This is a genomic window from Kineosporia rhizophila (genome assembly GCF_021277265.1).
GTDB classification, from domain to species: domain Bacteria; phylum Actinomycetota; class Actinomycetes; order Actinomycetales; family Kineosporiaceae; genus Kineosporia; species Kineosporia rhizophila.
On sequence record NZ_JAJSOH010000040.1, the window covers coordinates 1 to 24,402 of the forward strand.

Sequence of the window (24,402 nt, forward strand, 5' to 3'; positions counted from 1 at the left end):
CTCTAACTTACCCGGCTGACCGAGCGGTGTAAACCTTACCAGAAGATTTTCACTGCTTCGTTCATCCGGTGTTCCCTGATCGAGCACTTCAGGCCCAACCCGGCGTGGGTTAGTCCTCGGAAGGTGTTCCAGGGAAGTTGAGCCAGGACCGGCCGCTTTCGCGTCCGTGTCTCCCTCGCTCCAACACGTAGAACTTTACGGATGGCCCACAGGCAGGTCAAATCGACGTGACATCACGACGCCGATGAGGCCCAAAGTGACCACACCGCAGGCAGATCAGCCCCGGCGGAGCACCGGGACGCCGAGCGAGACCGGCGTCGGCCCGGTGCCGGCACCACCCGCAGGAGCGGGAGCCGGACCACAGGCGTCGATCTGCCGGCGTTCCCAGGCGTCACCCGCCCGGCTGCGCCGCACCGCGTAGGCACTCCCCGAGTCGTCGGCCACCAGGTGGTGCGGCGCCCCGTAGGAGATGCGCACCGTGGCGAAGTCACCCGGCCGAGGCGTGGCCGCCCCGTCCGGGACCGAGAAGTGCACAAGACGGTTGTCGGGTGCGCGCCCGGAAAGGCGCGTCGTCGCCCCGTCCTTACGCCCCTTGCTCTCGGTGACCAGCAGCTCGAGGACCTCGCCCTCCAGCTTGCGGTTCTCCTGCCAGCTGATCTCTTCCTGCAGCTCCAGCAGGCGCACGTACCGCTCCTGCACCACCTGCTTCGGCAGCTGGTCGGGCAGCGTGGCAGCCGGAGTACCCGGCCGCTGCGAGTACTGGAAGGTGAAGGCCTGGGCGAAGCGGGCCTGGGCCACCACGTCGAGCGTGCCCTGGAAGTCCTCCTCGGTCTCCCCCGGGAAGCCGACGATGATGTCGGTCGAGATCGCGGCGTGCGGGATCTGCTCGCGCACCTTCTCGAGGATGCCCAGGAACTTCTTCGACCGGTAGGAGCGGCGCATCTCCTTCAGCATCCGGTCGGACCCGGACTGCAGCGGCATGTGCAGCTGCGGCATCACATTGGGGGTCTCGGCCATCGCGTCGATCACGTCGTCGGTGAAGGCCGCCGGGTGCGGGCTGGTGAAGCGCACCCGCTCCAGGCCCTCGATCGAGCCGACGGCCCGCAGCAGCGCGGCGAACGCCCCCTTGTCGCCGAACTCGACGCCGTAGGTGTTCACGTTCTGCCCGAGCAGCGTCACCTCGACCACGCCCTCGGCGACCAGCGCCTCGACCTCGGCCAGGATCTCGCCCGGCCGGCGGTCGCGCTCCTTGCCCCGTAGGGAGGGCACGATGCAGAACGTGCAGGTGTTGTTGCATCCCACGCTGATCGAGACCCAGGCCGCGGCGGCCGAGTCACGCCGGGTGGGCAGTGTGGAGGGGAAGACCTCGAGCGACTCCAGGATCTCGACCTGGGCCTCGGCGTTGTGCCGGGCGCGCTCGAGCAGCACCGGCAGCGAGCCGATGTTGTGCGTGCCGAAGACGACGTCGACCCAGGGCGCCTTCTGGACGATCGTGTCCCGGTCCTTCTGGGCCAGGCAGCCACCCACCGCGATCTGCATGTCCGGGCGCCCGGCCTTGACCGGGGCCAGCTGACCGAGGTTGCCGTAGAGCTTGTTGTCGGCGTTCTCGCGGACCGCACAGGTGTTGAAGACGACCAGGTCGGCGGCCTCTCCCCCGGGCGCGGCGGGCGCGTAGCCGGCCGCGTCCAGCAGGCCGGACAGGCGCTCGGAGTCGTGCACATTCATCTGGCAGCCGAAGGTGCGCACCTCGTAGGTGCGCACGGGCGCAGTGTCCTCGATCGTCATAGCAGCTCAACTGTACGACGCCGGCCCGGCGACCGAGGACCGGTCACCTACGCCGCTGGTAACGGTTGACGACCTCGCGCAGCGGCGGCACGTGCACCCCGTTCTCGGCCATCACCCGGCGCAGCCGCCGCCGGTTGTGCAGGACACCGACCACCCCGACCAGCCATAGCAGGTAGAGGCTGCAGAAGGCGATCCGGAATCCCTCCAGGCTGTAGGTGTCGGGCGTACCCGCGTTCTGCACGTCGAGCAGCGCCCCGATCATCAGCAGGGCCAGCAGCGAGGCCAGGAAACCGGCGCTGTTCGCCATGCCGGTGGCGCTGCTGGTCAGGTGCGGCGGGTTGGAGGTACGGGCGAAGTCGAGGCCGACCAGGGAGCCCGGCCCGCCCGCCGCGAAACACATCACCAGGATCAGGAGCTGCCAGACCGGTGCGGGCCCCGGATTGGCCACCACCACGGCCAGGGCGACCGCCTGGATGCCGACCACGGCGAGCACGGCCCAGGACCGGCGCAGCGGGTGCCGGCCGGCGAACCTGCCGATCAGCAGACCGAACACGGCGCCCGCCACGACCTGGATCGACAACAGCGCCTGGGCCTGGCCGATGGGGAGCCCCTCGCCGGCCGTCAGGTAGGGGAAGCCCCACAGCAGGGCGATCACGTTGCCCCCGTGCGGCGTGACGAAGTGCGCCCAGAAGCCGAGCCGGGTTCCCGGGTTGGACCAGACCTCCCGCACCCGCTGCACCACTCCCGGTCCGGCGGGCAGGACCGGCGCCTCGTGGTGGGGCGGATGGTCGCGCACGCTGGCCCCCACCGCGATCGCCACCAGCAGCAGCACCAGGGCCAGGCCGAGGAAGGCGAACGTCCAGCCGCGGCTGTGCACCAGGGCCAGCAGCGGGATCACGCTGACGATCTGGCCGAACTGCGCGATCAGACCGGTGACCTGGGTGAGCAGGGGCGCCTGGCGGGGTGGGAACCAGGCGATGATCAGGCGGACCACCGAGACGAAGATGGTCGCGTCGCCCGCGCCGACCAGGAAGCGGGCGGCGAAGGCGCCCGGCACCGACTCGGTCACCGCGAGCAGTCCCTGGCCCAGGGCCATCACCAGCAGGCCGACGGTGAGCACCCGGCGCGGCCCGATCCGGTCAAGGATCAGCCCGACCGGGATCTGCATCGCGCCGTACACGCCGAGCTGCAGCACGGCGAAGGTGGAGAGGGTGGCGGCGGTGACGCCGAAACGGTCGGAGGTCTCGGCGGCGACCGCCGAGAGCGACGAGCGGCTGACGATGGCGAGGATGTAGGCCAGGACGCCGAACGACCAGACGAGCCAGGCCCGGGTGGAGGGACGGGGGTGCGTGGGTCGGTCGGTTCGGGTCGCCGAGGTCGGGGCGATGCCGGTGCTCACTTGAAGACGCTTCTCTCTGCGGTTTCGGGGGTGGCGGCGGGGTCGTGGCCCGCCCGTCCGCAGCGTCTTCGGTCCGGCTCTACATTCCTGATCCTGCACTCAGGTGCGAATCCAGTATCCACCTCGCGACGCAGGGCGACGAACGGCGCCGTTCGTCCCACCGGATTGTTTCCTGGGGGTTGCCGGCTGGGCCGATCCGGGACGATCAGGCATGGTGGGCCGATGCGGTTCACCAGGACACTCGTGCTCACGGTGCTCCTGCTGCTGCCCATGGGGTGTTCCACCGGTACGGCCACGGCCGACGACTCGCTCGGCGAAGAACCCGGTCCGGGACGCATCGTGATCACGGCCGGCACCACTGCCGGGGTCTACTACGCCTGGGCCACCGCGCTGGCCCGGGAGCTGGAGAACGCGCACCCTTCGCTGACCGTCGAGGTGCTGCCCTCTTCCGGGAGCATCGAGAACCTGGCCCGGCTCTCGGCGGGTACGGCCGATCTGGCCGTAAGCGCCAACGACGCGGCGGAGAGCCGGAACGGGCGAGGTGCGGCGGACGACGAGAGCCGGGACGTGCCGCTGCGAGCGCTGGCGCGGATCTACGACGACTACTACCACGTGGTGGTGCCGGACGGCTCCGGGCTGAAGTCGCTGGAAGACCTGGCCGGGCTGCGGGTGGCGGTCGGCGACCCGGGCTCCGGTACCGCGCTGATCGCCCGGCGCCTGCTGAAGCTGGCCGGTATCTCGGTCGAGACCAAGGAACTGGGCATCGTCGACGGGCTCGTGGCCCTGGAGAACGACGAGGTGGACGCGGTCTTCTGGTCCGGCGGCGTGACCACGGCCGCGGTCGAGAACGCCTCCGAGCGCATGCCGCTGCGGCTGCTCGGGCTCGGTGACCTACCCAAGCGCATGCGCGCCGCGTACGGGGCGGTCTACCGCCCGGCCGCGATTCCGTCCGGCTACTACGGCATTCCTGAACAGGTGGACACCCTGGCTCTGGCCAACCTGCTGGTCGCCCGGGAAGACGCCGAAGGTGACCTGGTGACGGCGGTGCTCACCACGATCTTCGATCGGCGCGCGGCCATTGCCGAGGCCGCCCCCGCCGCCAATCAGACCGACCGCCGCTCAGCGATCCTGACCGGAGGGCTGGAACTGCACCCGGCCGCGGTCGCCTACTACCGCCGGCAGAAGCTCTAGCTTGCGGGCGGGATCACGAGCCGCACGCTCAGGCCCCCGGCCTCACCGGTCGTCGCCTCCAGCGAGCCGTCGTGCCGCTCCATCAGTGTCTTGGCGATCGACATGCCCAGGCCGGTGCCCTCCTGCTCAGCGCCCTCGGCGCGCCAGAACCGGTCTGCGATGCGGGGCAGGTCCTGGGCCGAGACTCCTGGGCCGTCGTCGGTCACCGTCACCTCGGCGCCGCCGCGGGGAGGCTGATCCGGTCCGGACACCTCAACGGCGTGGGCGAGAGCCAGCATCGGCGCCGAACTCGGTCCGCCGATCGGCACCACATCCCGCGGGCCGGGTCCGGCCGCGGCACCAGGCACTGAGCGCACCTCGACGGTGACCGTCCCGCCCTCGGGCGAGTACTTCAGGGCGTTGTCCAGCACTGCGTCGAGGGCTCCGGCCAGTGCCCCGGCGTCGTGCAGCCCCTGTGCTTCGACCGCTCCCCGGCGAACGATGTGCACCCCTCTGCGGTCGGCCACCACCATCCAGAAGGCCAGCCGCTCGTCCACCACTGCAGCGACGTCCAGAGCTACCGCGGGCGCACCAGCGTTCTCCACCTTGGCCAGGGCGAGCATCCGGTCGAGGGTGCCGGCCAGGTGCCGGCCGTCGGCGAGGGCCTGTTCCATCAGCTCGGTCTGCCGGGCCTTGGACACGCCGGGCAGGCCGGACGTCATCGCCAGCCCCTCCAGCCGCATCAGCAGGGCGGCGAGCGGGTTGCGGAGCTGGTGGCTGGCGTCGGCGACGAAGGCCCGCTGGGCCTCCACGGCGTCCTGCACGTGCACCGCCATGTCGTTGAACGAGGCCTCCAGGCGGCGCAGCTCCGGCGGCCCGGACCCGGTGGGCACGCGGGCCGACAGGTCGCCGGCGGAGATCTGGTGCGCGGCCTCGTCGAGCCGGGCCACCGGCCGCAGCAGCCAGCGGGCCAGCCGGTCGACCAGGGCGATCGCGCCGATCATGGCCACCAGCTCGGCCGCCAGCAGGATCGACCAGCGGGCGAGCACCCGGTTGGCCGCCTTCTCCACCGGCGACACGCTGACCACTGCACCCACGACGTCCCCGTCGCGCACCACCGGCTGGGCCGCCACCAGCGGCTCGGAGTCCCACGGCTGGATGTGGTCCCACACCTCGGTGAGGCGCCCGGACAGCGCGGTGTCGAGCGCCGCGTCCTCCGCCACCGACAGTGCTGCCGAGTCGGCATTGCTGTACCGGGGGTGGCGCGCAGCGTCGTAGACCGTCACCGAGATGCCGTAGAGCTCCTCGTAACGCTCCAGGTCGCGTTCCAGCGCCATCACCTCGGCGGCGCCCGGCTCCTCGCCGAAGGGGGCCCGGCTGACGAACAGCGACAGGTCGGCCATCCGGTCGGTGTGCAGGGTACGGGCCTCGTCCGCGGCCATCCCGGAGATCAGCGGGATGCCCAGGCTGACCAGGACCACGCCGATCAGCACGAGCAGGAGGGCGGACAGACGTGTCCTCATCGACTCCTCATCGGTTGATCAGGACCAGGTCGAGCTCGCCGCGCCGATCGCCAGCCGGTAGCCCACCCCACGCACCGTCTCGATCAGACCCGGCGACCCGGTCTTGGAACGCACCGCGGCCACGTGCACCTCGAGCGTGCGCCCGCAGCCGTCCCAGGTCGACTGCCAGACCTCGCTGATGATCTGCTCGCGCCGGAACACCACCCCGGGATGCCGGGCCAGCAGGGCGAGCAGGTCGAACTCTTTGCGGGTGAGGGCGATCGACCGCCCACCCTTGACCACTGTGCGGCTGCTGACGTCGATCACCACCTCGTCCGGAGACAGTGGTGCCGGTTCGGTGACGGGATCGCCGTCGGGGCCCACCGACGTCCCCAGTTCGCTCTCTTCGAACGCATCGGTGACCGCGCCGCCGGCGCCCGCACCCACCAGCTCGCGCCGGTGCCGGCGGCTCACCGCGTGCAGGCGGGCCAGCAGTTCGCGCACGTCGTAGGGCTTGACCAGGTAGTCGTCGGCGCCCAGGTTCAGCCCGTGCACCCGCGCGGTGAGGTCGGAGCGGGCGGTGGCGATCAGGATCGGGACGTCGTGGGTGCGCCGGATCCGGCTGCAGACCTCGAAGCCGTCCCGGTCGGGCAGGCCCAGGTCGAGCACCACGGCCTCGGTCTGCGGGGTGAGGCGGGCCAGCGCCATCCGGGCGGTGGTCACGTGCTCGACCTCCATGCCGTGCACCCGCAGCACGTCCGACAGCGCGGCCCCGAGCCGGGCGTCGTCTTCCACGAGCAGTACACGCATCCCCCTACCTTCGCCGGTCACGGTGTTTCGGGGAAGTCACGTAACCAGCCCGTGACCTCAGAAGATCCTCAATTCACCTTCACCGGCCGCTAGGTTCTTTCTACCTTCCAGACACACCATGCCGGAGGAGGAATCAGCCATGACGGCGGAAAACGTTGCACCGGGCGACGATTCGATGACATCAAACGGTGTCAACGGGTCCGGCGAGCGGACGGCCCTGGTCACCCTGACCGGCGTCAACAAGCATTTCGGCTCTCTGCACGTGCTCCGTGACATCAACCTCACCGTGAGCACCGGGGAGGTCGTCGTGGTGATCGGGCCCTCCGGGTCCGGAAAGTCCACCCTGTGCCGGACGATCAACCGGCTCGAGACGATCGACGCGGGAACGATCACGCTGGACGGAAAGCCGCTGCCGGCCGAGGGCAAGGCCCTGGCCACCCTGCGGTCGGACGTCGGGATGGTGTTCCAGTCGTTCAACCTGTTCGCCCACAAGACCGTCCTCGAGAACGTCACCCTCGGCCCGATCAAGGTCCGCAAGGAGAAGCGCGCCGAGGCCGAGAAGCAGGCGCTGGCCCTGCTCGAGCGGGTCGGGGTGGCCACCCAGAAGGACAAGTACCCGGCCCAGCTCTCCGGCGGTCAGCAGCAGCGGGTGGCGATCGCCCGGGCCCTGGCGATGAAGCCCAAGGTCATGCTGTTCGACGAGCCCACCTCCGCGCTCGACCCGGAGATGATCAACGAGGTGCTCGACGTGATGACCTCGCTGGCCAAGGAGGGCATGACGATGGTCGTGGTGACGCACGAGATGGGCTTCGCCCGCCGCGCCGCCGACCGGGTGGTCTTCATGGCCGACGGTCAGATCGTCGAAGAGGCGCCGCCCAGCACGTTCTTCACCAGCCCGAGCAGCGACCGGGCGCGCGACTTCCTCTCCAAGATCCTTACTCACTGAACCGGTTTCACCACTTACCAAGAGATTGGCGCACCCGATGAAGACCAGCATCCTGCGTACCCCGCGCGCCCGCCGCACCGTCAAGGTCGCGGCCGTCGTCGCGGCCGGTGTCCTGGCCCTCACCGCCTGCGGTGACAGCGACTCCGACGACAGCGACACCGGCTCGGCCGAGGTCAATGACGACGCCACCTTCGAGGCCGGCACCACCATGGCCACCCTCCAGGAGGCCGGGAAGATCACCATCGGCACCAAGTTCGACCAGCCCGGCTTCGGCCTCAAGGGCCTGTCCGGCGACCCGGAGGGCTTCGACGTCGAGATCGGCAAGATCATCGCCGGTGGCCTGGGCATCGAGGGCGACGACATCACCTGGGTCGAGACCCCCTCCGCGGTGCGCGAGACGGTGATCGAGGACGGCGACGTGAGCCTGGTCGCGGCCACCTACACGATCAACGACGAGCGCAAGGAGCGGATCACCTTCGCCGGGCCGTACTACGTGGCCGGTCAGCAGATCATGGTCCGCAGCGACGACACCGCGATCACCGGCCCGGACGCGTTCAAGGCCGACTCCAAGCTGAAGGTCTGCTCGGTCGCCGGCTCCACCCCGGCCGACAACATCGGCGAGTACCTGGCCAGCCCCGGCCAGCTGGTCACGTTCGACGTGTACAGCAAGTGCGCCGACGCCCTGCGCAACAACCAGGTCGACGCGGTGACCACCGACAACGTCATTCTGCTGGGCCTGGTCGGCGACTCCGACGGCGCGTTCAAGGTGGTCGGTGACACGTTCACCGAGGAGCCGTACGGCATCGGCGTCAAGAAGGGCGATGTGGAGTTCTGCAACTACATCGTGGACACGCTGAAGAAGGCGTCCGAGGACGGCTCGTACGAGAAGGCCTGGACCTCCACCGCCGGCAAGGTCGAGGGTTCCGAGGTCCCGACCCTGCCCACGGCCGACGCCTGCGCCTGAGCTCCTGGTGAGTCCGGCACCGGGGCTCCCCGCCCCGGTGCCGGCTCCACGACGTCCCCGAACTGACTGGAGTCACTGGTCATGAACGTCATCACCGACAACCTCGACCTCTTCTTCCAGGGATTCCTGAAAACGCTCGGAATCTGCCTGATCTGCATGGTCGGGGCGCTGGTCCTGGGAACCATCGTCGCCGCGTTCCGGGTCTCCCCCGTGGCCCCGCTGCGCGCGGTCGGCACGTTCTACGTGAACGTGATCCGCAACTGCCCGCTGACCGTGGTGCTGTTCTTCATCGCCTTCGGCCTGCCGGAGATCGGGATCAACCAGTCGTTCTACGTCTTCGGCTGCGCATCGCTGATCATCTACACCGCGGCGTTCGTCTGCGAGGCCCTGCGTTCGGGCATCAACGCGATCCCGGCCGGCCAGGCCGAGGCGGCCCGGGCGATCGGGCTGACGTTCAGTCAGAACCTCGGCTCGGTGATCCTGCCGCAGGCGTTCCGCACCGCGATCCCGCCGGTCGGCAGCGTGATCATCGCGATGTTCAAGAACTCGGCCATCCTGGGCGCTTTCGGGGTCAGCGGTGACCTGCTGGGCAACGCGATCCTGCTGACCAGCTCCCGGGGCGAGGACCCGACGCCGGTCTACCTGGGCATCGGCTTCTTCTTCCTGCTGATCACGATCCCCGCCGGCCTGCTGCTGGGATACTTCGAGCGCAAGGCGGTGATCCTGCGGTGAGCACGTCCAACCTCTCCGTCCTGTACGACGCCCCCGGTCCCCGGGCGAAACGCAACGCCCTGATCGGCAGCGCGGTGGTCGGGCTGGCCCTGATCGGTGTGCTGTACCTGGTCTACGCCCGGCTCGACGAGAAGGGGCAGTTCGAGCAGGAGCGCTGGGCACCCCTGGTCGACCCGTCGAACGACGACTTCAAGGCCGTCTGGGACCTGATCTGGGACGGCCTGAAGAACACCCTGGCCGGGGCCGGCGTGGCGATCGTGCTGTCGCTGGTCATCGGCATCGTCTTCGGCGTGAGCCGGATCATGCTGGGCCGCCGCTCCCGGCTGCCGGTGGTCACGGTCATCGAGATCCTGCGTGGCCTGCCGGTCATCGTGCTGATGTACATGGCCTACCAGCTGCTGCCGGACCTGGGGGTCAACTACGAGCCGCTGCCGGGTTCGGACGCGTTCTGGTGGATGGTGACCGGTCTGGTCGCCTACAACTCGGTGATCTTCGCCGAGATCCTCCGGGCCGGGGTGAACTCGCTGCCCAAGGGCCAGCGGGAGGCCGGTCTGGTGATCGGCCTGACGCCGTTGCAGACCATGCAGATGATCCAGCTGCCGCAGGCGTTCCGGACCATGCTGCCGGCGATCATCAGCCAGATGGTCGTGGTGCTCAAGGACACCTCGCTGATCGCCTTCATCGGGCAGTACCCGGAACTGCTCAAGCAGGGCCAGTTCATCTACCTGAACCTGAACAACCCGCTGCAGACCCTGCTGATCGTCGGTGGCATCTTCGTGCTGATCAACTTCGCACTGTCCCAGCTGGCGGTGTACGTGGAGCGGCGGATGTCCCGGCGCTCGGCGGGCCGGGGGATCAATGCGGTACACATCGACCCGGGAAGTGCTGGTAACAGCACGCTCTAGGACGATCGGGTGATCGCCCGAATGCCGAAGGCGCCGTTGCGCGGGAGACTTGTCTCCTCGCACCGGCGCCTTTCGCATGGGCGCGGCCCGCAGGAGGAGCCATGACTCTGACCGGTGAACAAGTCCGGAAGTACGTCGGCCGTGCAGTTTTCGACGCCGACCACGAGATGGTCGGTGAGGTCGACGCGGTCTACTTCAGCGACGACACCGGCGAACCGGCCTGGGTGTCGTTCCACACCGATTTCTTCGCAGAACGGGACGCTTTCGTCCCGGTCACGCAGATCGTGCCCACCGGCGAGGGGGTCTCGATCCCGCTCCCCCGTGACGTGATCCGCTCCATGCCGCGGATCAAACCCCGCGACGGCGCGCTGTCCAGCGCCCAGGTGGCCCGGCTGCACGAGTTTTTTGGGACGTTCTCGGGCCAGCATTTCGCCTCGGCTCACGAGGGTGCCCCGAAGTTCGCCGACATCAGTCACATCCCGGACCCGCGCCAGTCGTTCAAGGGCCGTGCGCACGAGACCGCCTTCGGTACCGGGATCGCGGGCCCGAACGAGCCGCACGACGTGACGTTGCAGGGCACGGGTAACTCGGCTCCGTAGGGGGCTGGGTTTCCAATTCAGGACGGTCGGCGCGCCGCTGTTTCTCGGGCGCGCCGATGCGCGTGGAGCCCCTGGGTGTGCGCGTGGTCGGGGCGTGTGGGGCTCTCGAATGGTGGGCGCGGGCGATCGCGTGAGACTTGCCTTCTCGGAACGGCGCAGGGCGCAGGTCTGCGCCAGGCAGAGGAGGAGAAGGTGGATCTGAAGCCCCACGAAGCGCGTGACCTGGTCGGACGTACGCTGCACGACTCCGGCGGCGAAAGTCTGGGCGAGGTCAGCGGCGTCTATTTCAACGATGCCGACCGGAGCCTGGAATGGGTCTCCATCGCCGTGCCGGCTTCGCTGGTCGGAGCCGATGCCCAGCAGGAGGAGCGGGACACGAGCGACGCGATCGCCTCGGACGGCAGGACCGACGTGACGGACATGAGCGACGAGCGGGTCACGTCCGACACCTTAGGTGCATCCAGGACCGGAGCCGAGCTGCGGTTCGTGCCCGCTGGGGCGCTCAGGACGGCGGAGGACCGGCTGTCGCTGATTTTCTCCCGGGACGTGCTGCTGAACCAGCCGCACATCGAGCCCCAGGACGGCACTTTGTCGAACGCCCAGGTGGCCCGGCTGCACGAGTTCTTCCACACCTTCGACGGGCAGAGCCGGATCACCACCGCGAGCGAGGGCGAGCCGCCTACAGCCGCCGTCGGCGAAGGTGGGGAGAGTACGGCCCCGTTCACCGGGCGGCACCACGAGCCCGCCTTCGGCACTGGCTCGTCGGGGCCCGGGGAGCCGCACGACGTCACGCTGCAGGGAACGGGAAATCCTGCTCCCTGATGCATCGCTCCGGTTCGTGACTGGGCTTCGGCCTGGTCACGAACAGGTTGGCTTTGTCGGCGGCTAGTCGAAGTCGGGGTGACCGAACATGCCTTCCGCGTCCAGTTCGGCCAGCTCTTCTCGGATCGCCTGGTAGGCGATGCCCGAGCTGTAGCCCTTACGGGCCAGCATCCCGGCCAGCCGTCGCAGTCGGCGTTCCGGATCGTCCTTGGTCATGCTGCCCGCCTTCTTGCGCACCAGCTGCCGGGCCGTTGCCAGCTCATCTTCGGAGCTGAGCGAATCCAGGGCCTCGCGGGCCGTTTCGTCGGCCACCCCCTTCTGCCGCAGCTCGTAGGCCAAGGCCCGCTTGGCCAGACCCTTTCCGGTGTGCCGGTTCTCGACGTACTGCCGGGAGAAGGCGGCGTCGTCGACCAGGTCGACCTCTTCGAACCGGTCGAGCACGGCAGCCGCCACGTCGTCCGGAATCTCTTTCTCGGCAAGCACTTTGGCCAGCTGGGCGCGGGTGCGGTCGCCGGCCGAGAGCTGCTTGAGCAGGATTTCGCGGGCTTCGAGCTCGGGGGCGACAGGCGGGCGGCGGCGTGCTGGGGAGGCTTCGGCACTGTCCGAGCCTTCATTGCCCAGCCTCTGGCCACCCGGGCCCTCGTTACCCGTGTATTCGTTGCTGGCGTATCCGTTGCCGGTGTTGCGGCGGCCCAACTGGCTACCGCCGGTGGCCTGGCGCTTTCGGCTGAGACCATTGCGTCGGCCTCCCCCACTTCGGCCTCGGGGCGAGTCGTTCTCGGGCGGTTCGCCGAAGAAGTTCTCTTGGCCGGGGCCGCCTGGGGTTTCGTCATCGCGGCGGGGGCGGCGGTCGAGCTTGCTGGTACGCCGAGGCTCACGCGCTCGCGGCTGCTGCCCCCGGGTGGAAGTCGGCTCCGCAGCGGGATCAGCACCCCAGCCCGGCAGGGTCCAGGCGGGCTGGGCCAGCTCGTCGGACGGAGCGCCCTGCGGCGTGCATTCGGCATCGAGCTCGAGCGGCTCGCAGGCGGGAGCGCTTCGGCCCGAGCGGGCGGACCGGCCGGCCTGGTCAGCGTCAGCAGCCTGGTTGCCGCGGGCAGACTGGTCATCTGGGCCGGGTTGGCCGGCCCGCTGCCACTCGGCCTCTTTCTGGGCGATCATGTCGCGCAGGTCGTGCGGATTCAGCTTGGAGCCGTCGAGGCTGACCACGGTGCTCTGGGCGGTGCCTTGATCGGGCCGGCGCGAGTCCCGGCCCCTGCCGCCGAAGCGGCCAGAACCTCGGCCGCTGGAGCCCTGGCCACCAGAGCCCCTGCCGCCCGAACCCTCGTTCTCGGCGCCTTGCTTGTTGGTGTCCTCGCCCTTGGAGCCCTCGTTCGCAGCGCCCTCTTTCTCGGAGCCGCGGCGAGAACCGGATCCGGACGCGGACCGCCCGGCGTCCGGTCGCGCACCACCGGCGCGGCCGGAGAACAGGTTGTGGACAGTCGCCAGTCCCGGGGTGCCCCCCTCCAGGACACCCCGGGACCGTCGCTGGTCGTCGGTCATTCGTGCTTCACCTTTCCCAGTGGTGCGCCCGCCCGCGGCTCAGACCGGTACCGGAGGAGGTCGGCCGGGACCGTGGGCGGGACGCCGCCGGGATCAGAAGCTGACCGCGACCTCAGCGGGGGCGTTGACCTGCGCGCCCACACCAAGCTTCTCCTTGATCTTCTTCTCCAGCTCGTTGGCCAGGTCGGGGTTGTCACGCAGGAAGTTGCGCGCGTTCTCCTTACCCTGGCCGAGCTGGTCACCCTCGTACGTGTACCAGGCACCGGACTTGCGGATGAACGAGTGCTCGACACCCATGTCGATCAGGCCACCCTCACGTGAGATGCCCAGGCCGTAGATGATGTCGAACTCGGCCTGCTTGAACGGCGGGCTCATCTTGTTCTTGACGACCTTGACCCGGGTGCGGTTACCGACCGCGTCGGTGCCGTCCTTCAGGGTCTCGATGCGGCGGACGTCGAGCCGGACCGAGGCGTAGAACTTCAGCGCCTTACCACCGGTGGTGGTCTCGGGGGACCCGAACATCACGCCGATCTTCTCGCGCAGCTGGTTGATGAAGATCGCGGTGGTGCCGGAGTTGTTCAGCGCACCGGTGATCTTGCGCAGCGCCTGCGACATCAGGCGGGCCTGGAGGCCGACGTGGCTGTCGCCCATCTCGCCCTCGATCTCGGCCTTCGGCACCAGGGCGGCCACCGAGTCGATGACGATGATGTCGAGCGCGCCGGAGCGGACCAGCATGTCCGCGATCTCGAGCGCCTGCTCACCGGTGTCGGGCTGGGAGACCAGCAGGGCGTCGGTGTCGACCCCGAGCTTCTTGGCGTACTCCGGGTCGAGCGCGTGCTCGGCGTCGATGAAGGCGGCGATACCGCCGGCCCGCTGAGCGCTGGCCACGGCGTGCAGCGCCACGGTGGTCTTACCCGACGATTCCGGGCCGTAGATCTCGACGACGCGGCCTCGCGGCAGACCGCCGATGCCGAGCGCGACGTCGAGCGCGATGGAGCCGGTCGGGATGATCTCGATCGGCGGGCGGGTGTCGTCTCCCAGCCGCATGACCGAGCCCTTGCCGAACTGCCGGTCGATCTGGGCAAGAGCGGCGTCGAGAGCCTTTTCACGGTCCGCAGGAGCGGGCATGTGTGTTCACCTCACAGTCGGCCGGCTTCGCGGGATCGCGGACGCCGGATTCTTCCGTCGGTACAGACGCTAGACGCGACCACCGACAAACTTGGCCGAGTAACTTCGCCCTGTGGACAACCGGGCACTCGTGGGTACCGGTGAGAGCGCGATCGTCGTTGACCTCGAGCACCGGAACACCGGGACTCTATCCGAACAGGTGTTCGGACGAGCAAGCGACACGCCCGGCCCGAGCGCCTCGCGCACCCGTCCGCAGCATCAGCGAATCGCGCTCTGACCAGCAGTGCGACACCTGTAGGACCAGAGTGCGCATCTGCATTTTGCAAGCCCTGCAAAAGCGTTGGCCGCGAATCCCAGCCCGTCATTTTGTAACGCTGCGCAATCACTGTTGAACACGCAATGTGATGACGCACCGCGCCCGGCAGAGCCCCGAACGTCACGCCACAATCGCCCCGTAGCCCCCTGCTGACACAGCATCATCACTGGCCAGGCGCGAGTGACGATTTCTGGAACAGGCTGTGACACGTGGCCCGAAGGGGTGGAAATGAGGATTACTTAGAGGCACAATGCCGGACATGATCGATGCACTCCGCGAAACCGACGAGTTCGGGCGTTCCCCGCTGCACTACGCCGCGGCCGACGGCGATGCCGCCGAGGTAGCGCGTCTCCTGGCCGAGGGCGCCGACCCGGGCCAGCCCGACGCCGTGCGCTTCACGCCGCTGCACTTCGCCGCCCAGGAGCAGCACCCCCAGGTGATCGGCATGCTGATCGCGGCCGGGGCCGCCACCACCGCCACCGACCGCTGGGGCAACACCCCGCTGTGGCGCGCGATCTTCACCGCGCACGGTCAGCGGGCGGCGGCCGACGAGCTGCTGGCCCACGGTGCCGACCCGGACGCCGCCAACTCCACCGGGATCAGCCCGCGCCGCCTGGCTCAGCGGATGGGCCTGGGTGACCTGCTGGGCCCGTCCACCCAGCCGATCCAGCTCCCCCGCCAGCGGGACTGACATCGGCGCCCACGGGCGTCCATTGTTTGGGGGCTTCCGGATTCCGGGGGCTTCAGGACAGCAGCAACCGCTCCAGCCGGCGCCCGGCCAGCCACAGCCCGGCCAGGCCCAGCACCAGCAGGTAGATCACGTGCCCGAGCACGCTCGCGTCCATGGTGCCGAGCATCAGGGCCCGCTCCAGCTCGACCCCGTGGTACAGCGGGGTGAGCTGCACGATCACGCCGAACCCGCTGGGGTAGGTGGAGAGCGGGTAGAACGTGGTGGAGAGCAGGAGCAGGGGCAGGGCCACCAGGTTGACCAGGTCGAAGTCCTGCCATGAGCGCATGAACGTGGTGGCCGCCATGCCCGCCCCGGCGAACGCCAGCCCGATCAGCGTGGCCGCCGGCACGGCCAGCACCGCCCACCCCGACTTCACATACCCCGCGACGACCAGGACCAGCAGGAACGCCGTCGCGTAACCGGCCCCACGCAGCAGGGCCCAGCAGATCTCTCCCGCCGCCACCGCCCGGGGTCCCAGTGGTGTGGCCAGCATGCCGTCGTAGACCCGCGTGTATTTCAGCTTGCCGAACACGTTGTACGTGGAGTCGGCCACCGCCCCGTTCATGGCCGAGGCCGCCAGCAGCGCCGGGCCGACGAACTCCTGATAGCTGAACGACTCTCCGCCGTACTGCACGCTGCCGACCAGTGCTCCGATGCCGATGCCCAGCGAGAGCAGGTAGAAGAGCGGCTCGAAGAAGCCGGAAATCATCACGAACAGCGAGCGCCGGGCGCCGCGGGCGTTGCGTTCGACCACGGCCGGGGCTCCGCGGAAGTGGGCCAGCCAGCCGACCAGTCGGTGCAGGACAGTCGGAGCGGTCGGGGCGCCCTCGTGCTCCAGGGTGCTCACGACAGCAGCATCTTCCGGTAGGAGCGCACTGCCAGCGCGTAACCGCCTGTGCACCAGAGCACCAGGTAGGCCAGATGGCCCAGCGAGGCGATCAGCCCGGCCTCCTGCAGGGCGAGCTCGCGGCACAGCTGCGTGCCGTGCCACAACGGGGTGAGCCAGGCGAGGATCTCGACCCCCTGCGGGAACTGGCTCACCGGGAAGAAGGTGCCGGCGAAGAGGAACAGCGGCGTCATCACGAAACGCATGAGCACGGAGAAGTCGGAGTCGTTCTCGCGGGTGATCGAGAACGCGATCAGCGGGGCGGCGTGGGCCAGCCCGGTGAGCACGGCGACCGGGACCGCGAGGATCAACCAGGCCGAGGAGAAGGCCCCGGCCAAGGTGCCGATCACGGCGAACGCGACCGCGCCGAGGAGCAGCCGGATGGCGACGAAGAGCAGGTGCCCGGTGACGATGTCGGGGATGGTCAGCGGCGATCCGGCCTGGGCGTGGTAGTGCCCGGTCCATTTCCGGCTGGAGAGGATCGGCCAGGTGCACTCGCCGAAGGCGCTCTGCATCGCGCTCGCGGCCAGGATGCCGGGAGCGACGAAGGCCAGGTACTCCACCTCGCCGAGCGGGCCGGCCGTGTTGCCGTCGACCAGGCTGCCGAGCCCGAGCCCGAAGGCGCCGAGGAACACCAGCGGCATGACGAACGCGGTGGCGGCGCTGGCGCGCCAGGTGCGGCGGTAGGCACGCAGCCAGTACTCCAGGGCAGCCAGTGAACGGTGCGGGTCACCCAGTGCGGGGACCCCGAGAGTGGGCGTGGTCATCGCTCTTTCCCCTCAGTCGACCAGGGAACGACCGGTGAGGTGCAGGAACACGTCTTCCAGCGAGCTGCGGCGGACCAGCACGGAGAGCGGGCGGTCGGGGCCGGAGTCGACCCGGCGGGCGGCTGCGTCGCCGTCGTCGGTGTAGATCAGCAGGCGGTCGGGCAGTACCTCCACCCGGGCCGCGAGCGGGCCGAGATCCAGCCTCTCGCGGTGCGGTTCGAGGTCGAAGTCGCTGAACCGGACCTCCACCACCTCCCGGCTGGAATAGCGTTCGATCAGCTCGCGGGGTGAGCCCTCGGCGACGATCCGGCCGTGGTCCATCACCACCAGGCGGTCGCACAGCTGCTCCGCCTCGTCCATGTAGTGCGTGGTCAGGACCAGCGTGACGCCCTGCTGCTTGAGCCGGAAGAGCCGGTCCCACAGCACGTGCCGGGCCTGTGGGTCGAGGCCGGTGGTGGGCTCGTCGAGCAGCAGGATCTCGGGGGCGCTGATCAGTGCCCGGGCGATGGTCAGACGGCGTTTCATCCCGCCCGAGAGCGGTTCGACCGGGCTGTCGGCGCGATCGCTGAGCTGGGCGAACCGCAGCAGTTCGTCGGCGCGACGGGCGATCTCGGAGCGGCGCAGGCCGAAGTAGCGGCCGTAGACCAGGAGGTTCTCGCGGACCGTGAGTTCCTCGTCGAGCAGGTCCTTCTGGGGCACGACGCCGAGCCGGGCGCGGATCGCCGGGCCGTCGGCCTGCGGATCCATCCCGAGCATGGTGAGGGTGCCCGCGGTGACCGGGGAGACGCAGCCGATCATGCGCATGGTGGACGACTTGCCGGCCCCGTTCGGGCCGAGGAAACCGAAGGCCTCGCCCTTACGGACCTCGATGTCGATGCCGTCGACGGCGACGAAGTCGCCGAAGTGCTTGGTCAGGGCGCGGGCCCTGATCAGGACCTCGGCCGGTTCCCGATCACGGACGTCGGTGGGCACCTGGGCCCCGACGTCCGGTGTGTGGGTGCCGGCCGGGTCGAACTGCGATGCGGGCCCTGCGTCCTGCCGGATCCCGATCTCTTCCCCCTGCTGCGGTGTAGCCGCTGCACCTTCCGTGGTTGCTGGGCCCTCCCCTGCCCTTCCCGTCATGCCCGGCGGCGCTCCTTCTCGTCTTTGCCCCACTGCCGTTCGGGGGGCACATCCATCGACCGGCACAGGGCGAACCACACCTCACGCAGTGACTCGCCCGCCTCGATCGCCTGCTCCGCCGTTCGGTTACCCAGTTCCAGCAGCACGAGGTCATGGACCAGCATGCGGCCGTGGGCGCGCCCGAACTCTTCGTCCACCAGATCCCAGAACTCGCTGCTACGCACCTTCCGAGCATGCCACCCGCCCGGCTCGGTGCGCTCGCGGACCAGTGTGGCAGCTACCTCCGACAGACTCGCCGATCTGCTCCTGACCTGCTCCGACGGCTTCTGGAGCCGAAATTGTCGGTGGTGCGTGTGAGGATCTGTGGTGTGACGGAACAGGTGCTCGAGCGATTCTCCCCGGCCACCCGCGCGTGGTTCACCGGGGCCTTCGCCGCGCCCACGCCCGCGCAGGCCGGAGCGTGGAACGCGGTCAGTGCCGGGCGGCACGCGCTGGTCGTCGCGCCCACCGGTTCGGGCAAGACCCTGTCTGCGTTCCTCTGGGCGCTCGACCGGCTCGCCGCCACCCCCGTCCCGGAAGAGACCAAGCGCCGCTGCCGGGTGCTCTACGTCTCGCCGCTGAAGGCGCTCGCGGTCGACGTCGAGCGCAACCTGCGTTCGCCCCTGGCCGGTATCCGGCAGGCGGCCGGGCGGCTCGGGCTGCCGCTGCCGGAGGTGAAGGTGGCGCTGCGCTCGGGTGACACGCCGGCCGACGAGCGCCGGGCCTTCACCCGTAATCCGCCCGACGTGCTGATCACCACCCCGGAGTCGCTGTTCCTGCTGCTCACCTCGCAGGCGCGGGAGATGCTCAGCGGGGTCGAGACGGTGATCATCGACGAGGTGCACGCCGTCGCCGGCTCGAAAAGAGGCGCCCATCTGGCGCTCTCGCTGGAGCGGCTGGACGCGTTGCTCGAGCGCCCGGCGCAACGGGTCGGCCTGTCGGCCACCGTACGGCCGATCGAGGAGATCGCCCGCTGGCTGGGCGGGCGCAACCCGGTCGAGGTGGTGCAGCCGGGCTCGACCAAGCAGTGGGACCTGCGGGTGATCGTGCCGGTGCCGGACATGGCCGAGCTCGACTCCGGTCCGGGCAGTACGGCCAGCGCCACCGCCGATCCCGACGAGGACCTGACCGGTGCAGCAGCCGGGGCCGCGGCCCGGCCCTCGATCTGGCCGCACGTCGAGGAGCGCATCGTCGACCTGATCGCCGAGCACCGTTCCACCCTGGTGTTCGCCAACTCGCGGCGGCTGGCCGAGCGGCTCACCGCCCGGCTCAACGAGATCTGGACCGAACGGCTGGCGTTGGCCGCCGACGACGGCCAGGAGCCGCTGCCTGACCACGGGGCGGTGCAGCCGGCCGCGATCATGGCCCAGTCCGGTGCCTCGGTGGGGGCCGCGCCGGTGCTGGCCCGGGCGCACCACGGCTCGGTGAGCAAGGAGCAGCGGGCGATCATCGAGGGCGAGCTCAAGGCCGGGCGGCTGCCCGCGGTGGTCGCCACCTCCAGCCTCGAGCTCGGTATCGACATGGGGGCCGTCGACCTGGTGGTGCAGGTGGAGTCCCCGCCGAGCGTGGCCAGCGGTCTGCAGCGGGTCGGCCGGGCAGGGCACCAGGTGGGTGCGGTGTCGGCCGGGGCGCTCTTCCCGAAGTACCGCGGTGACCTGGTGCAGACCGCGGTGGTGGTCGAGCGCATGCGCGAGGGCTCGATCGAGCAGCTCGCGGTGCCCGCCAGCCCGCTCGACGTGCTGGCCCAGCAGATCGTCGCGATGGTGGCGATGGACGAGTGGCGGGTGGCCGAGCTGGAAGAGCTGGTCCGCCGGTCCGCGCCGTTCGCCGGGCTCACCCGCGGGGTGCTGGAGTCGGTGCTGGACATGCTGGCCGGGCGCTACCCGAGCGACGAGTTCGCCGAACTGCGGCCCCGGCTGGTCTGGGACCGGCACGGCGACGTGCTGCAGGCCCGGCCGGGAGCTCAGCGGCTGGCGGTGACCAGCGGTGGCACCATCCCCGACCGCGGGCTCTTCGGGGTGTTCCTGGCCGGGGGTGACGAGGCCCGTAAGGGCGCCGGGCGCCGGGTGGGTGAGCTCGACGAGGAAATGGTCTACGAGTCACGGGTGGGCGATGTGTTCACCCTGGGCTCCTCGTCCTGGCGCATCGAGGACATCACGCACGACCGGGTCCTGGTCACCCCGGCGCCCGGTCAGCCGGGCCGGCTGCCGTTCTGGAAGGGCGATCAGCAGGGCCGCCCGGCCGAGCTCGGGCGCGCGGTGGGGGCCTACGTGCGCTCGGTCGGCCGGATGAAGGCCGAAGCCGCCCGCGAGCGGGTGCTGGCCTCGGGTCTGGACGAGTGGGCGGCCGACAACCTGCTGGGCTACCTGGACGAGCAGAAGCAGGCCACCGGGCACCTGCCGGACGACAAGACGATCGTGATCGAGCGCTTCCGCGACGAGATCGGCGACTGGCGGGTGGTGGTGCACTCGCCGTTCGGTGGTCAGGTGCACTCGCCCTGGGCGCTGGCTGTGGCCGCGCGTTTCCGCGAGCGGTTCGGGGTGGACGTGCAGGCCGCACCGGGCGACGACGGCATCGTGCTGCGGCTGCCGGACGTCGAGACGGAAGACGGCTCAGCGCCGGACGTGGCCGACCTGATCGTGCTGGAGGCCGAGGACGTCGAGGAGCTGGTCACCGCCGAGCTCGGTGGTTCGGCGCTGTTCGCCTCACGCTTCCGCGAGTGCGCGGCCCGCGCTCTCCTGCTCCCCCGTCGGCAGCCGGGCAAGCGGCAGCCGCTGTGGCAGCAACGTCAGCGAGCGGCCCAGTTGCTCGAGGTGGCCTCGCGCTACGGCAGTTTCCCGATCGTGCTGGAGACCCTGCGCGAGTGCCTGCAGGACGTGTTCGACGTGCCGGGCCTGGAGTCGCTGATGCGCGACGTGCGGGCGCGGTCGGTCAAGGTGGTCGAGGTGACCACGCAGCAGCCGTCGCCCTTCGCCCGCAGCCTGCTGTTCGGCTACGTGGCGCAGTTCCTCTACGAGGGCGACTCCCCCCTGGCCGAGCGTCGGGCGGCCGCACTCGCGCTCGACCCGGCGCTGCTGGCGGAGTTGCTGGGGCGGGGTGAAGGGGCGTCGCTGCGTGACCTGCTCGACCCGGCTGCACTGCGGCGCACCGAGGACGAGTTGCAGCGGCTGGCGCCGAACCGGCGCGCGCGCTCGATGGAACAGGTGGCCGACCTCGTCCGGATGATCGGGCCGTTGTCCACGTCCGAGGTGGTCGAGCGCACCATCGACGCCGAGGCATGGGCCGCCGTGGAGGCTGGACTGGGTGCTGAGCCGGGGCCGGACTCCGGATCTGGGCCAGACGCCGGACCTGGGCTGGACGCCGGATCAGCCGCGAACCGCGGGCCTGCCCTGGACGCCGAGCCTGGTGAGGGCACAGATCTTGAGGCGGGCCCACATCTTGAGGCGAGTCCAGGTCGCGAGGCGAGTCCAGGTCGCGAGGCGAGTCCAGGTCGCGAGGCGAGTCCAGGTCGCGAGGCGAGTCCAGGTCGCGAGGCGAGTCCAGGTCGCGAGGCGAGTCCAGGTCGCGAGGCGAGTCCAGGTGCCAAGGCAGCCCGAGATCCTGAGTCGGCCTCAAATGCCGAGGCAGGGCTAGGTTCCGAGGCAGGCTCAGGTCCCGACGCGGAGCCAGGTTTCGGGGCGGGGCCAGGTCGCGGGCCAGAGGCGGACGGCGCGAACGAGCTTGTCGATCTGGGTGCCGAAGGTGGCTGGGGGGATGACGCCACCGAGGCCGAGATCGCTGCGGCGGCCCCGGTGTCGGACGCCGCCGCCGGTGCCCTGGGGCCGGACGGATCGGACCCCTCGTGGCCACACGCGCGGCGGGCGGAGACGGTGACTGCCCGGGTTCCCACCGCCGATCCGGCTGAGGTGGGGCGCTGGCTGAGCGAGCTCGAGGGCGCGCGTCGGCTCATCCGGGTGCGGGTCTCGGGCGAAGAGCGCTGGGCCGCAGTGGAAGACGCGGGCCGCCTGCGCGACGCGCTGGGCACGGCCCTGCCGGTCGGGGTGGCCGAGGTGTTCACCGAGCCCGTACCGGATCCGCTGGGCGACCTGCTCTCCCGCTACGCCCGCTCGCACGGTCCCTTCACCGCGCAGGAGCTCGCCACCCGGCTCGGCCTGGGCGCAGTGGTGGTCGTCGACGGCCTGCGCCGGCTCGTCGACAACGGCCGTCTGGTGCAGGGCGAACTGCGTCCGCTGGAGTCCGGCGGCGGTCAGGGCATGGACTACTGCGACGCCGAGGTCCTGCGCACGCTGCGGCGGCGCTCGCTCGCTGCGCTGCGGGCCGAGGTCGAGCCGGTCCCGGCGCTCGACCTGGCCCGGTTCCTGCCCGGCTGGCAGGGCGTGGGCGGCCGCACCCGTGGGGTCGACGGCGTGTTGCGGGCCGTCGAGCAGCTGGCCGGGGCCTGGATCCCGGCGAGTGCGCTGGAGACCCTGGTCATCCCCGGCCGGGTGCCCGGTTACACGCCGGCCCTGCTCGACGAACTGACCAGCGCCGGCGAGGTGGTCTGGGCCGGGCACGGCACCCTGCCGGGTGACGACGGCTGGATCTCGCTGCACCCGGCCGACCTCGCGCCCCTCACCCTGGCCGCGACCGAGGCCGAGTTCGAGCCCGAAGAGAAGCATCTGGCCGTGCTCGACGCGCTGGCCGGTGGCGGGGCCTACTTCTTCCGGGCGCTGAGCGACGCGGTGGCCAGCACCGACGACCAGGAACTCACCCAGACCCTGTGGGACCTGGTCTGGGCCGGGCAGATCAGCAACGACACCCTGTCCGCGCTGCGGGCGAAGCTGGCCGGCGGCAAGGTCGCGCACAAGAGCCGCCCGAGCGCCCCACGCGCACGTTACGGCCGCTACGGCTCTCTGCGGGCCGGGCGGGGCGGTTCCTCACGCCCGGCCATGCCCAGCCGCACCGGCCCGCCGCTCGCCGCCGGGCGCTGGTCACTGCTGCCCGAGCGCGAGCCGGATCCGACCGCCCGCGCCCATGCCCAGGCCGAGGTGCTGCTCGAACGGCACGGGGTGGTCACCCGGGGCGCCGTGATGGCCGAACGGGTGGCCGGCGGTTTCGCGGCGGCCTACCGCGTGCTCTCCGGCTTCGAGGACGCAGGGCGGGTGCGGCGCGGCTACTTCGTCGAGGGCCTGGGCGCGTCCCAGTTCGCCGGCACCGGCGCCGTCGACCGCTTGCGGGCCTCGGCCCGGCCCGCCGGTGAGACCTTCGCCTCCGAAGGCGGCTTGCGCACAGTGGTTCTCGCCGCCGCCGACCCGGCCAACCCCTACGGCGCCGCCCTGCCCTGGCCTGAACGTCCCGGCGACAACGCCGGGCACCGTCCCGGGCGCAAGGCCGGAGCCATCGTCATCCTGGTCGACGGAGCGCTCACCCTCTACGTCGAACGCGGCGGCCGCACGCTGCTGTCCTGGACCAACGAGGAAGAACTGCTCCGCGCCGCCGCCGACGCTCTGGCGCTGGCCGTGCGAGAGGGGGCACTGGGCCGGCTCACGGTCGAGAAGGCAGATGGGGAGGGAGTTCTGAACACCGACAACCCGCTGGCGCAGGCCCTCGAGAACGCCGGGTTCCGGGCAACTCCGAGGGGTCTGCGGCTGAGAGCCTGAACGGCCAGGATCAGGAGACCGCGGCAACATCTCGGTCGGGTGACCGCGAAACCGGCTGACCTGGCCTTCAGCGGCCGCTCCGCAGCCGACCTGGTGATTCCGCAGCCGACCTGGTGATCAGCGGATGGGCGCCCGGCAGACGGCAGGGAACGCCCAGCCCACCCGGGCGGTCAGAGGCAGCGACGCGCAACGCTCCGCCCGGCAGCGCCGACCCCGACAACGCCGACCCCGACAACGCCCAGCCCGACAACGCCCAGCCCGACAACGCCCAGCCCGACAACGCCGACCCAGCAGCGCTGGCCCTGCAACGCCGACCCTGCAACGTCCAGCCCGGCACTCAGCAGGTAAGCCGTGACAGCCGGAAGCCAAGGGGCAAGGCACCCAGCCTGATGCTGGACGGCTCATGGTCGGGTGCTTCGGCAGCCCTTGGCCACCGGGCGATGAGATGTACATCGTGTACCAGGTGTACGCAATGTACGCCTCACCGACTGGGCCTAGCCGTAGCTGGCCGGGGGCAGGAGGCGAGTGATCGTGTGGTCATGAGTCCGGCGCGTTCCGTTGAGCGCAGCGTCTGCGTGAGCATCTTCTGGCTGATCCCGGCG

General features: G+C 70.3%; 19 protein-coding genes. 9 read left to right on the plus strand and 10 right to left on the minus strand.

Going from position 1 to position 24,402, the window contains the following annotated elements; genetic code table 11:
* Window positions 1-276: 276 nt before the first annotated feature.
* Both miaB and LWF15_RS32590 read right to left on the minus strand, forming a co-directional pair.
* On the minus strand, window positions 277-1,785 hold the full coding sequence (gene miaB, locus LWF15_RS32585; protein WP_232814838.1) for a tRNA (N6-isopentenyl adenosine(37)-C2)-methylthiotransferase MiaB: 1,509 nt from the start codon (window positions 1,783-1,785) through the stop codon (window positions 277-279).
* Window positions 1,786-1,828: 43 nt separating this feature from the next.
* Window positions 1,829-3,184, minus strand: coding sequence for an MFS transporter (locus tag LWF15_RS32590; protein WP_232814839.1), 1,356 nt, complete (start codon window positions 3,182-3,184; stop codon window positions 1,829-1,831).
* Window positions 3,185-3,406: 222 nt separating this feature from the next.
* Between LWF15_RS32590 and LWF15_RS32595 the strand changes: the two genes are divergently transcribed.
* The gene (locus LWF15_RS32595; protein ID WP_232814840.1) at window positions 3,407-4,375 is read left to right on the plus strand and encodes a TAXI family TRAP transporter solute-binding subunit; all 969 of its coding nucleotides are present in this window, start codon (window positions 3,407-3,409) and stop codon (window positions 4,373-4,375) included.
* Here LWF15_RS32595 and LWF15_RS32600 read toward each other — a convergent pair.
* Together LWF15_RS32600 and LWF15_RS32605 are read right to left on the minus strand one after the other, a co-directional pair.
* Window positions 4,372-5,877 (minus strand): sensor histidine kinase, encoded by a 1,506-nt coding sequence (locus LWF15_RS32600; protein WP_232814841.1) that lies wholly within the window; start codon window positions 5,875-5,877, stop codon window positions 4,372-4,374. The genes LWF15_RS32595 and LWF15_RS32600 overlap by 4 nt on opposite strands.
* 18 nt (window positions 5,878-5,895) lie before the next feature.
* Complete coding sequence (locus LWF15_RS32605; RefSeq protein WP_232814842.1) at window positions 5,896-6,666, minus strand: response regulator transcription factor; 771 nt, start codon at window positions 6,664-6,666, stop codon at window positions 5,896-5,898.
* Between the two features lie 217 nt (window positions 6,667-6,883).
* Between LWF15_RS32605 and LWF15_RS32610 the strand changes: the two genes are divergently transcribed.
* The 6 genes from LWF15_RS32610 (at window position 6,884) to LWF15_RS32635 (ending at window position 11,634) form a co-directional block, all read left to right on the plus strand.
* Entirely contained in the window at window positions 6,884-7,612 is a 729-nt protein-coding gene (locus tag LWF15_RS32610; protein ID WP_232814890.1) for an amino acid ABC transporter ATP-binding protein, read from the plus strand.
* A 37-nt stretch (window positions 7,613-7,649) separates the two neighbouring features.
* A complete protein-coding gene (locus tag LWF15_RS32615; protein ID WP_232814843.1) occupies window positions 7,650-8,576 on the plus strand; it encodes a glutamate ABC transporter substrate-binding protein in 927 nt (308 codons plus the stop codon).
* Between the two features lie 81 nt (window positions 8,577-8,657).
* Window positions 8,658-9,308 (plus strand): amino acid ABC transporter permease, encoded by a 651-nt coding sequence (locus LWF15_RS32620; RefSeq protein ID WP_232814844.1) that lies wholly within the window; start codon window positions 8,658-8,660, stop codon window positions 9,306-9,308.
* Window positions 9,305-10,213: an amino acid ABC transporter permease gene (locus LWF15_RS32625; protein WP_232814845.1), complete on the plus strand. Its 909-nt coding sequence runs from the start codon at window positions 9,305-9,307 to the stop codon at window positions 10,211-10,213. Before LWF15_RS32620 ends, LWF15_RS32625 begins: the two co-directional genes overlap by 4 nt.
* 101 nt (window positions 10,214-10,314) lie before the next feature.
* The gene (locus tag LWF15_RS32630; RefSeq protein ID WP_232814846.1) at window positions 10,315-10,812 is read left to right on the plus strand and encodes a PRC-barrel domain-containing protein; all 498 of its coding nucleotides are present in this window, start codon (window positions 10,315-10,317) and stop codon (window positions 10,810-10,812) included.
* Window positions 10,813-11,004: 192 nt separating this feature from the next.
* Window positions 11,005-11,634, plus strand: a complete 630-nt coding sequence (locus LWF15_RS32635; RefSeq protein WP_232814847.1) for a PRC-barrel domain-containing protein — start codon at window positions 11,005-11,007, stop codon at window positions 11,632-11,634.
* A gap of 63 nt (window positions 11,635-11,697) precedes the next feature.
* On the opposite strand, the gene LWF15_RS32640 is transcribed toward LWF15_RS32635, so the two are convergent.
* Together LWF15_RS32640 and recA are read right to left on the minus strand one after the other, a co-directional pair.
* A complete protein-coding gene (locus tag LWF15_RS32640) occupies window positions 11,698-13,173 on the minus strand; it encodes a regulatory protein RecX (RefSeq protein ID WP_232814848.1) in 1,476 nt (491 codons plus the stop codon).
* A gap of 93 nt (window positions 13,174-13,266) precedes the next feature.
* Entirely contained in the window at window positions 13,267-14,301 is a 1,035-nt protein-coding gene (recA, locus tag LWF15_RS32645) for a recombinase RecA (RefSeq protein WP_232814849.1), read from the minus strand.
* Between the two features lie 575 nt (window positions 14,302-14,876).
* Here recA and LWF15_RS32650 point away from each other — a divergent pair.
* On the plus strand, window positions 14,877-15,308 hold the full coding sequence (locus tag LWF15_RS32650; RefSeq protein ID WP_232814850.1) for an ankyrin repeat domain-containing protein: 432 nt from the start codon (window positions 14,877-14,879) through the stop codon (window positions 15,306-15,308).
* 52 nt (window positions 15,309-15,360) lie between these two features.
* Here the strand turns inward: LWF15_RS32650 and LWF15_RS32655 are convergent, their stop codons facing one another.
* From LWF15_RS32655 to LWF15_RS32670, 4 genes are read right to left on the minus strand one after another with little or no spacing between them, the layout of a single operon-like run.
* Window positions 15,361-16,194: an ABC transporter permease gene (locus tag LWF15_RS32655; protein WP_232814851.1), complete on the minus strand. Its 834-nt coding sequence runs from the start codon at window positions 16,192-16,194 to the stop codon at window positions 15,361-15,363.
* On the minus strand, window positions 16,191-17,000 hold the full coding sequence (locus LWF15_RS32660; protein WP_232814852.1) for an ABC transporter permease: 810 nt from the start codon (window positions 16,998-17,000) through the stop codon (window positions 16,191-16,193). The genes LWF15_RS32655 and LWF15_RS32660 overlap by 4 nt, the downstream gene beginning before the upstream one ends.
* 12 nt (window positions 17,001-17,012) lie before the next feature.
* The gene (locus LWF15_RS32665) at window positions 17,013-18,122 is read right to left on the minus strand and encodes an ABC transporter ATP-binding protein (protein WP_232814853.1); all 1,110 of its coding nucleotides are present in this window, start codon (window positions 18,120-18,122) and stop codon (window positions 17,013-17,015) included.
* On the minus strand, window positions 18,119-18,346 hold the full coding sequence (locus LWF15_RS32670; RefSeq protein ID WP_232814854.1) for a DUF3046 domain-containing protein: 228 nt from the start codon (window positions 18,344-18,346) through the stop codon (window positions 18,119-18,121). Before LWF15_RS32670 ends, LWF15_RS32665 begins: the two co-directional genes overlap by 4 nt.
* Window positions 18,347-18,490: 144 nt before the next feature.
* Between LWF15_RS32670 and LWF15_RS32675 the strand changes: the two genes are divergently transcribed.
* Window positions 18,491-23,800: an Lhr family helicase gene (locus tag LWF15_RS32675; protein WP_232814855.1), complete on the plus strand. Its 5,310-nt coding sequence runs from the start codon at window positions 18,491-18,493 to the stop codon at window positions 23,798-23,800.
* Window positions 23,801-24,402: the final 602 nt, after the last annotated feature.

Bases quoted from the DNA above. Each gene is read 5' to 3' on its own strand.
- LWF15_RS32605 (WP_232814842.1), bottom strand. From the start codon at position 6,666: ATGCGTGTACTGCTCGTGGAAGACGACGCCCGGCTCGGGGCCGCGCTG.
- LWF15_RS32650 (WP_232814850.1), top strand. From the start codon at position 14,877: ATGATCGATGCACTCCGCGAAACCGACGAGTTCGGGCGTTCCCCGCTG.
- LWF15_RS32660 (WP_232814852.1), bottom strand. From the start codon at position 17,000: ATGACCACGCCCACTCTCGGGGTCCCCGCACTGGGTGACCCGCACCGT.
- LWF15_RS32665 (WP_232814853.1), bottom strand. From the start codon at position 18,122: ATGACGGGAAGGGCAGGGGAGGGCCCAGCAACCACGGAAGGTGCAGCG.
- LWF15_RS32615 (WP_232814843.1), top strand. From the start codon at position 7,650: ATGAAGACCAGCATCCTGCGTACCCCGCGCGCCCGCCGCACCGTCAAG.
- LWF15_RS32620 (WP_232814844.1), top strand. From the start codon at position 8,658: ATGAACGTCATCACCGACAACCTCGACCTCTTCTTCCAGGGATTCCTG.
- LWF15_RS32640 (WP_232814848.1), bottom strand. From the start codon at position 13,173: ATGACCGACGACCAGCGACGGTCCCGGGGTGTCCTGGAGGGGGGCACC.
- recA (WP_232814849.1), bottom strand. From the start codon at position 14,301: ATGCCCGCTCCTGCGGACCGTGAAAAGGCTCTCGACGCCGCTCTTGCC.
- LWF15_RS32600 (WP_232814841.1), bottom strand. From the start codon at position 5,877: ATGAGGACACGTCTGTCCGCCCTCCTGCTCGTGCTGATCGGCGTGGTC.
- LWF15_RS32630 (WP_232814846.1), top strand. From the start codon at position 10,315: ATGACTCTGACCGGTGAACAAGTCCGGAAGTACGTCGGCCGTGCAGTT.
- miaB (WP_232814838.1), bottom strand. From the start codon at position 1,785: ATGACGATCGAGGACACTGCGCCCGTGCGCACCTACGAGGTGCGCACC.
- LWF15_RS32595 (WP_232814840.1), top strand. From the start codon at position 3,407: ATGCGGTTCACCAGGACACTCGTGCTCACGGTGCTCCTGCTGCTGCCC.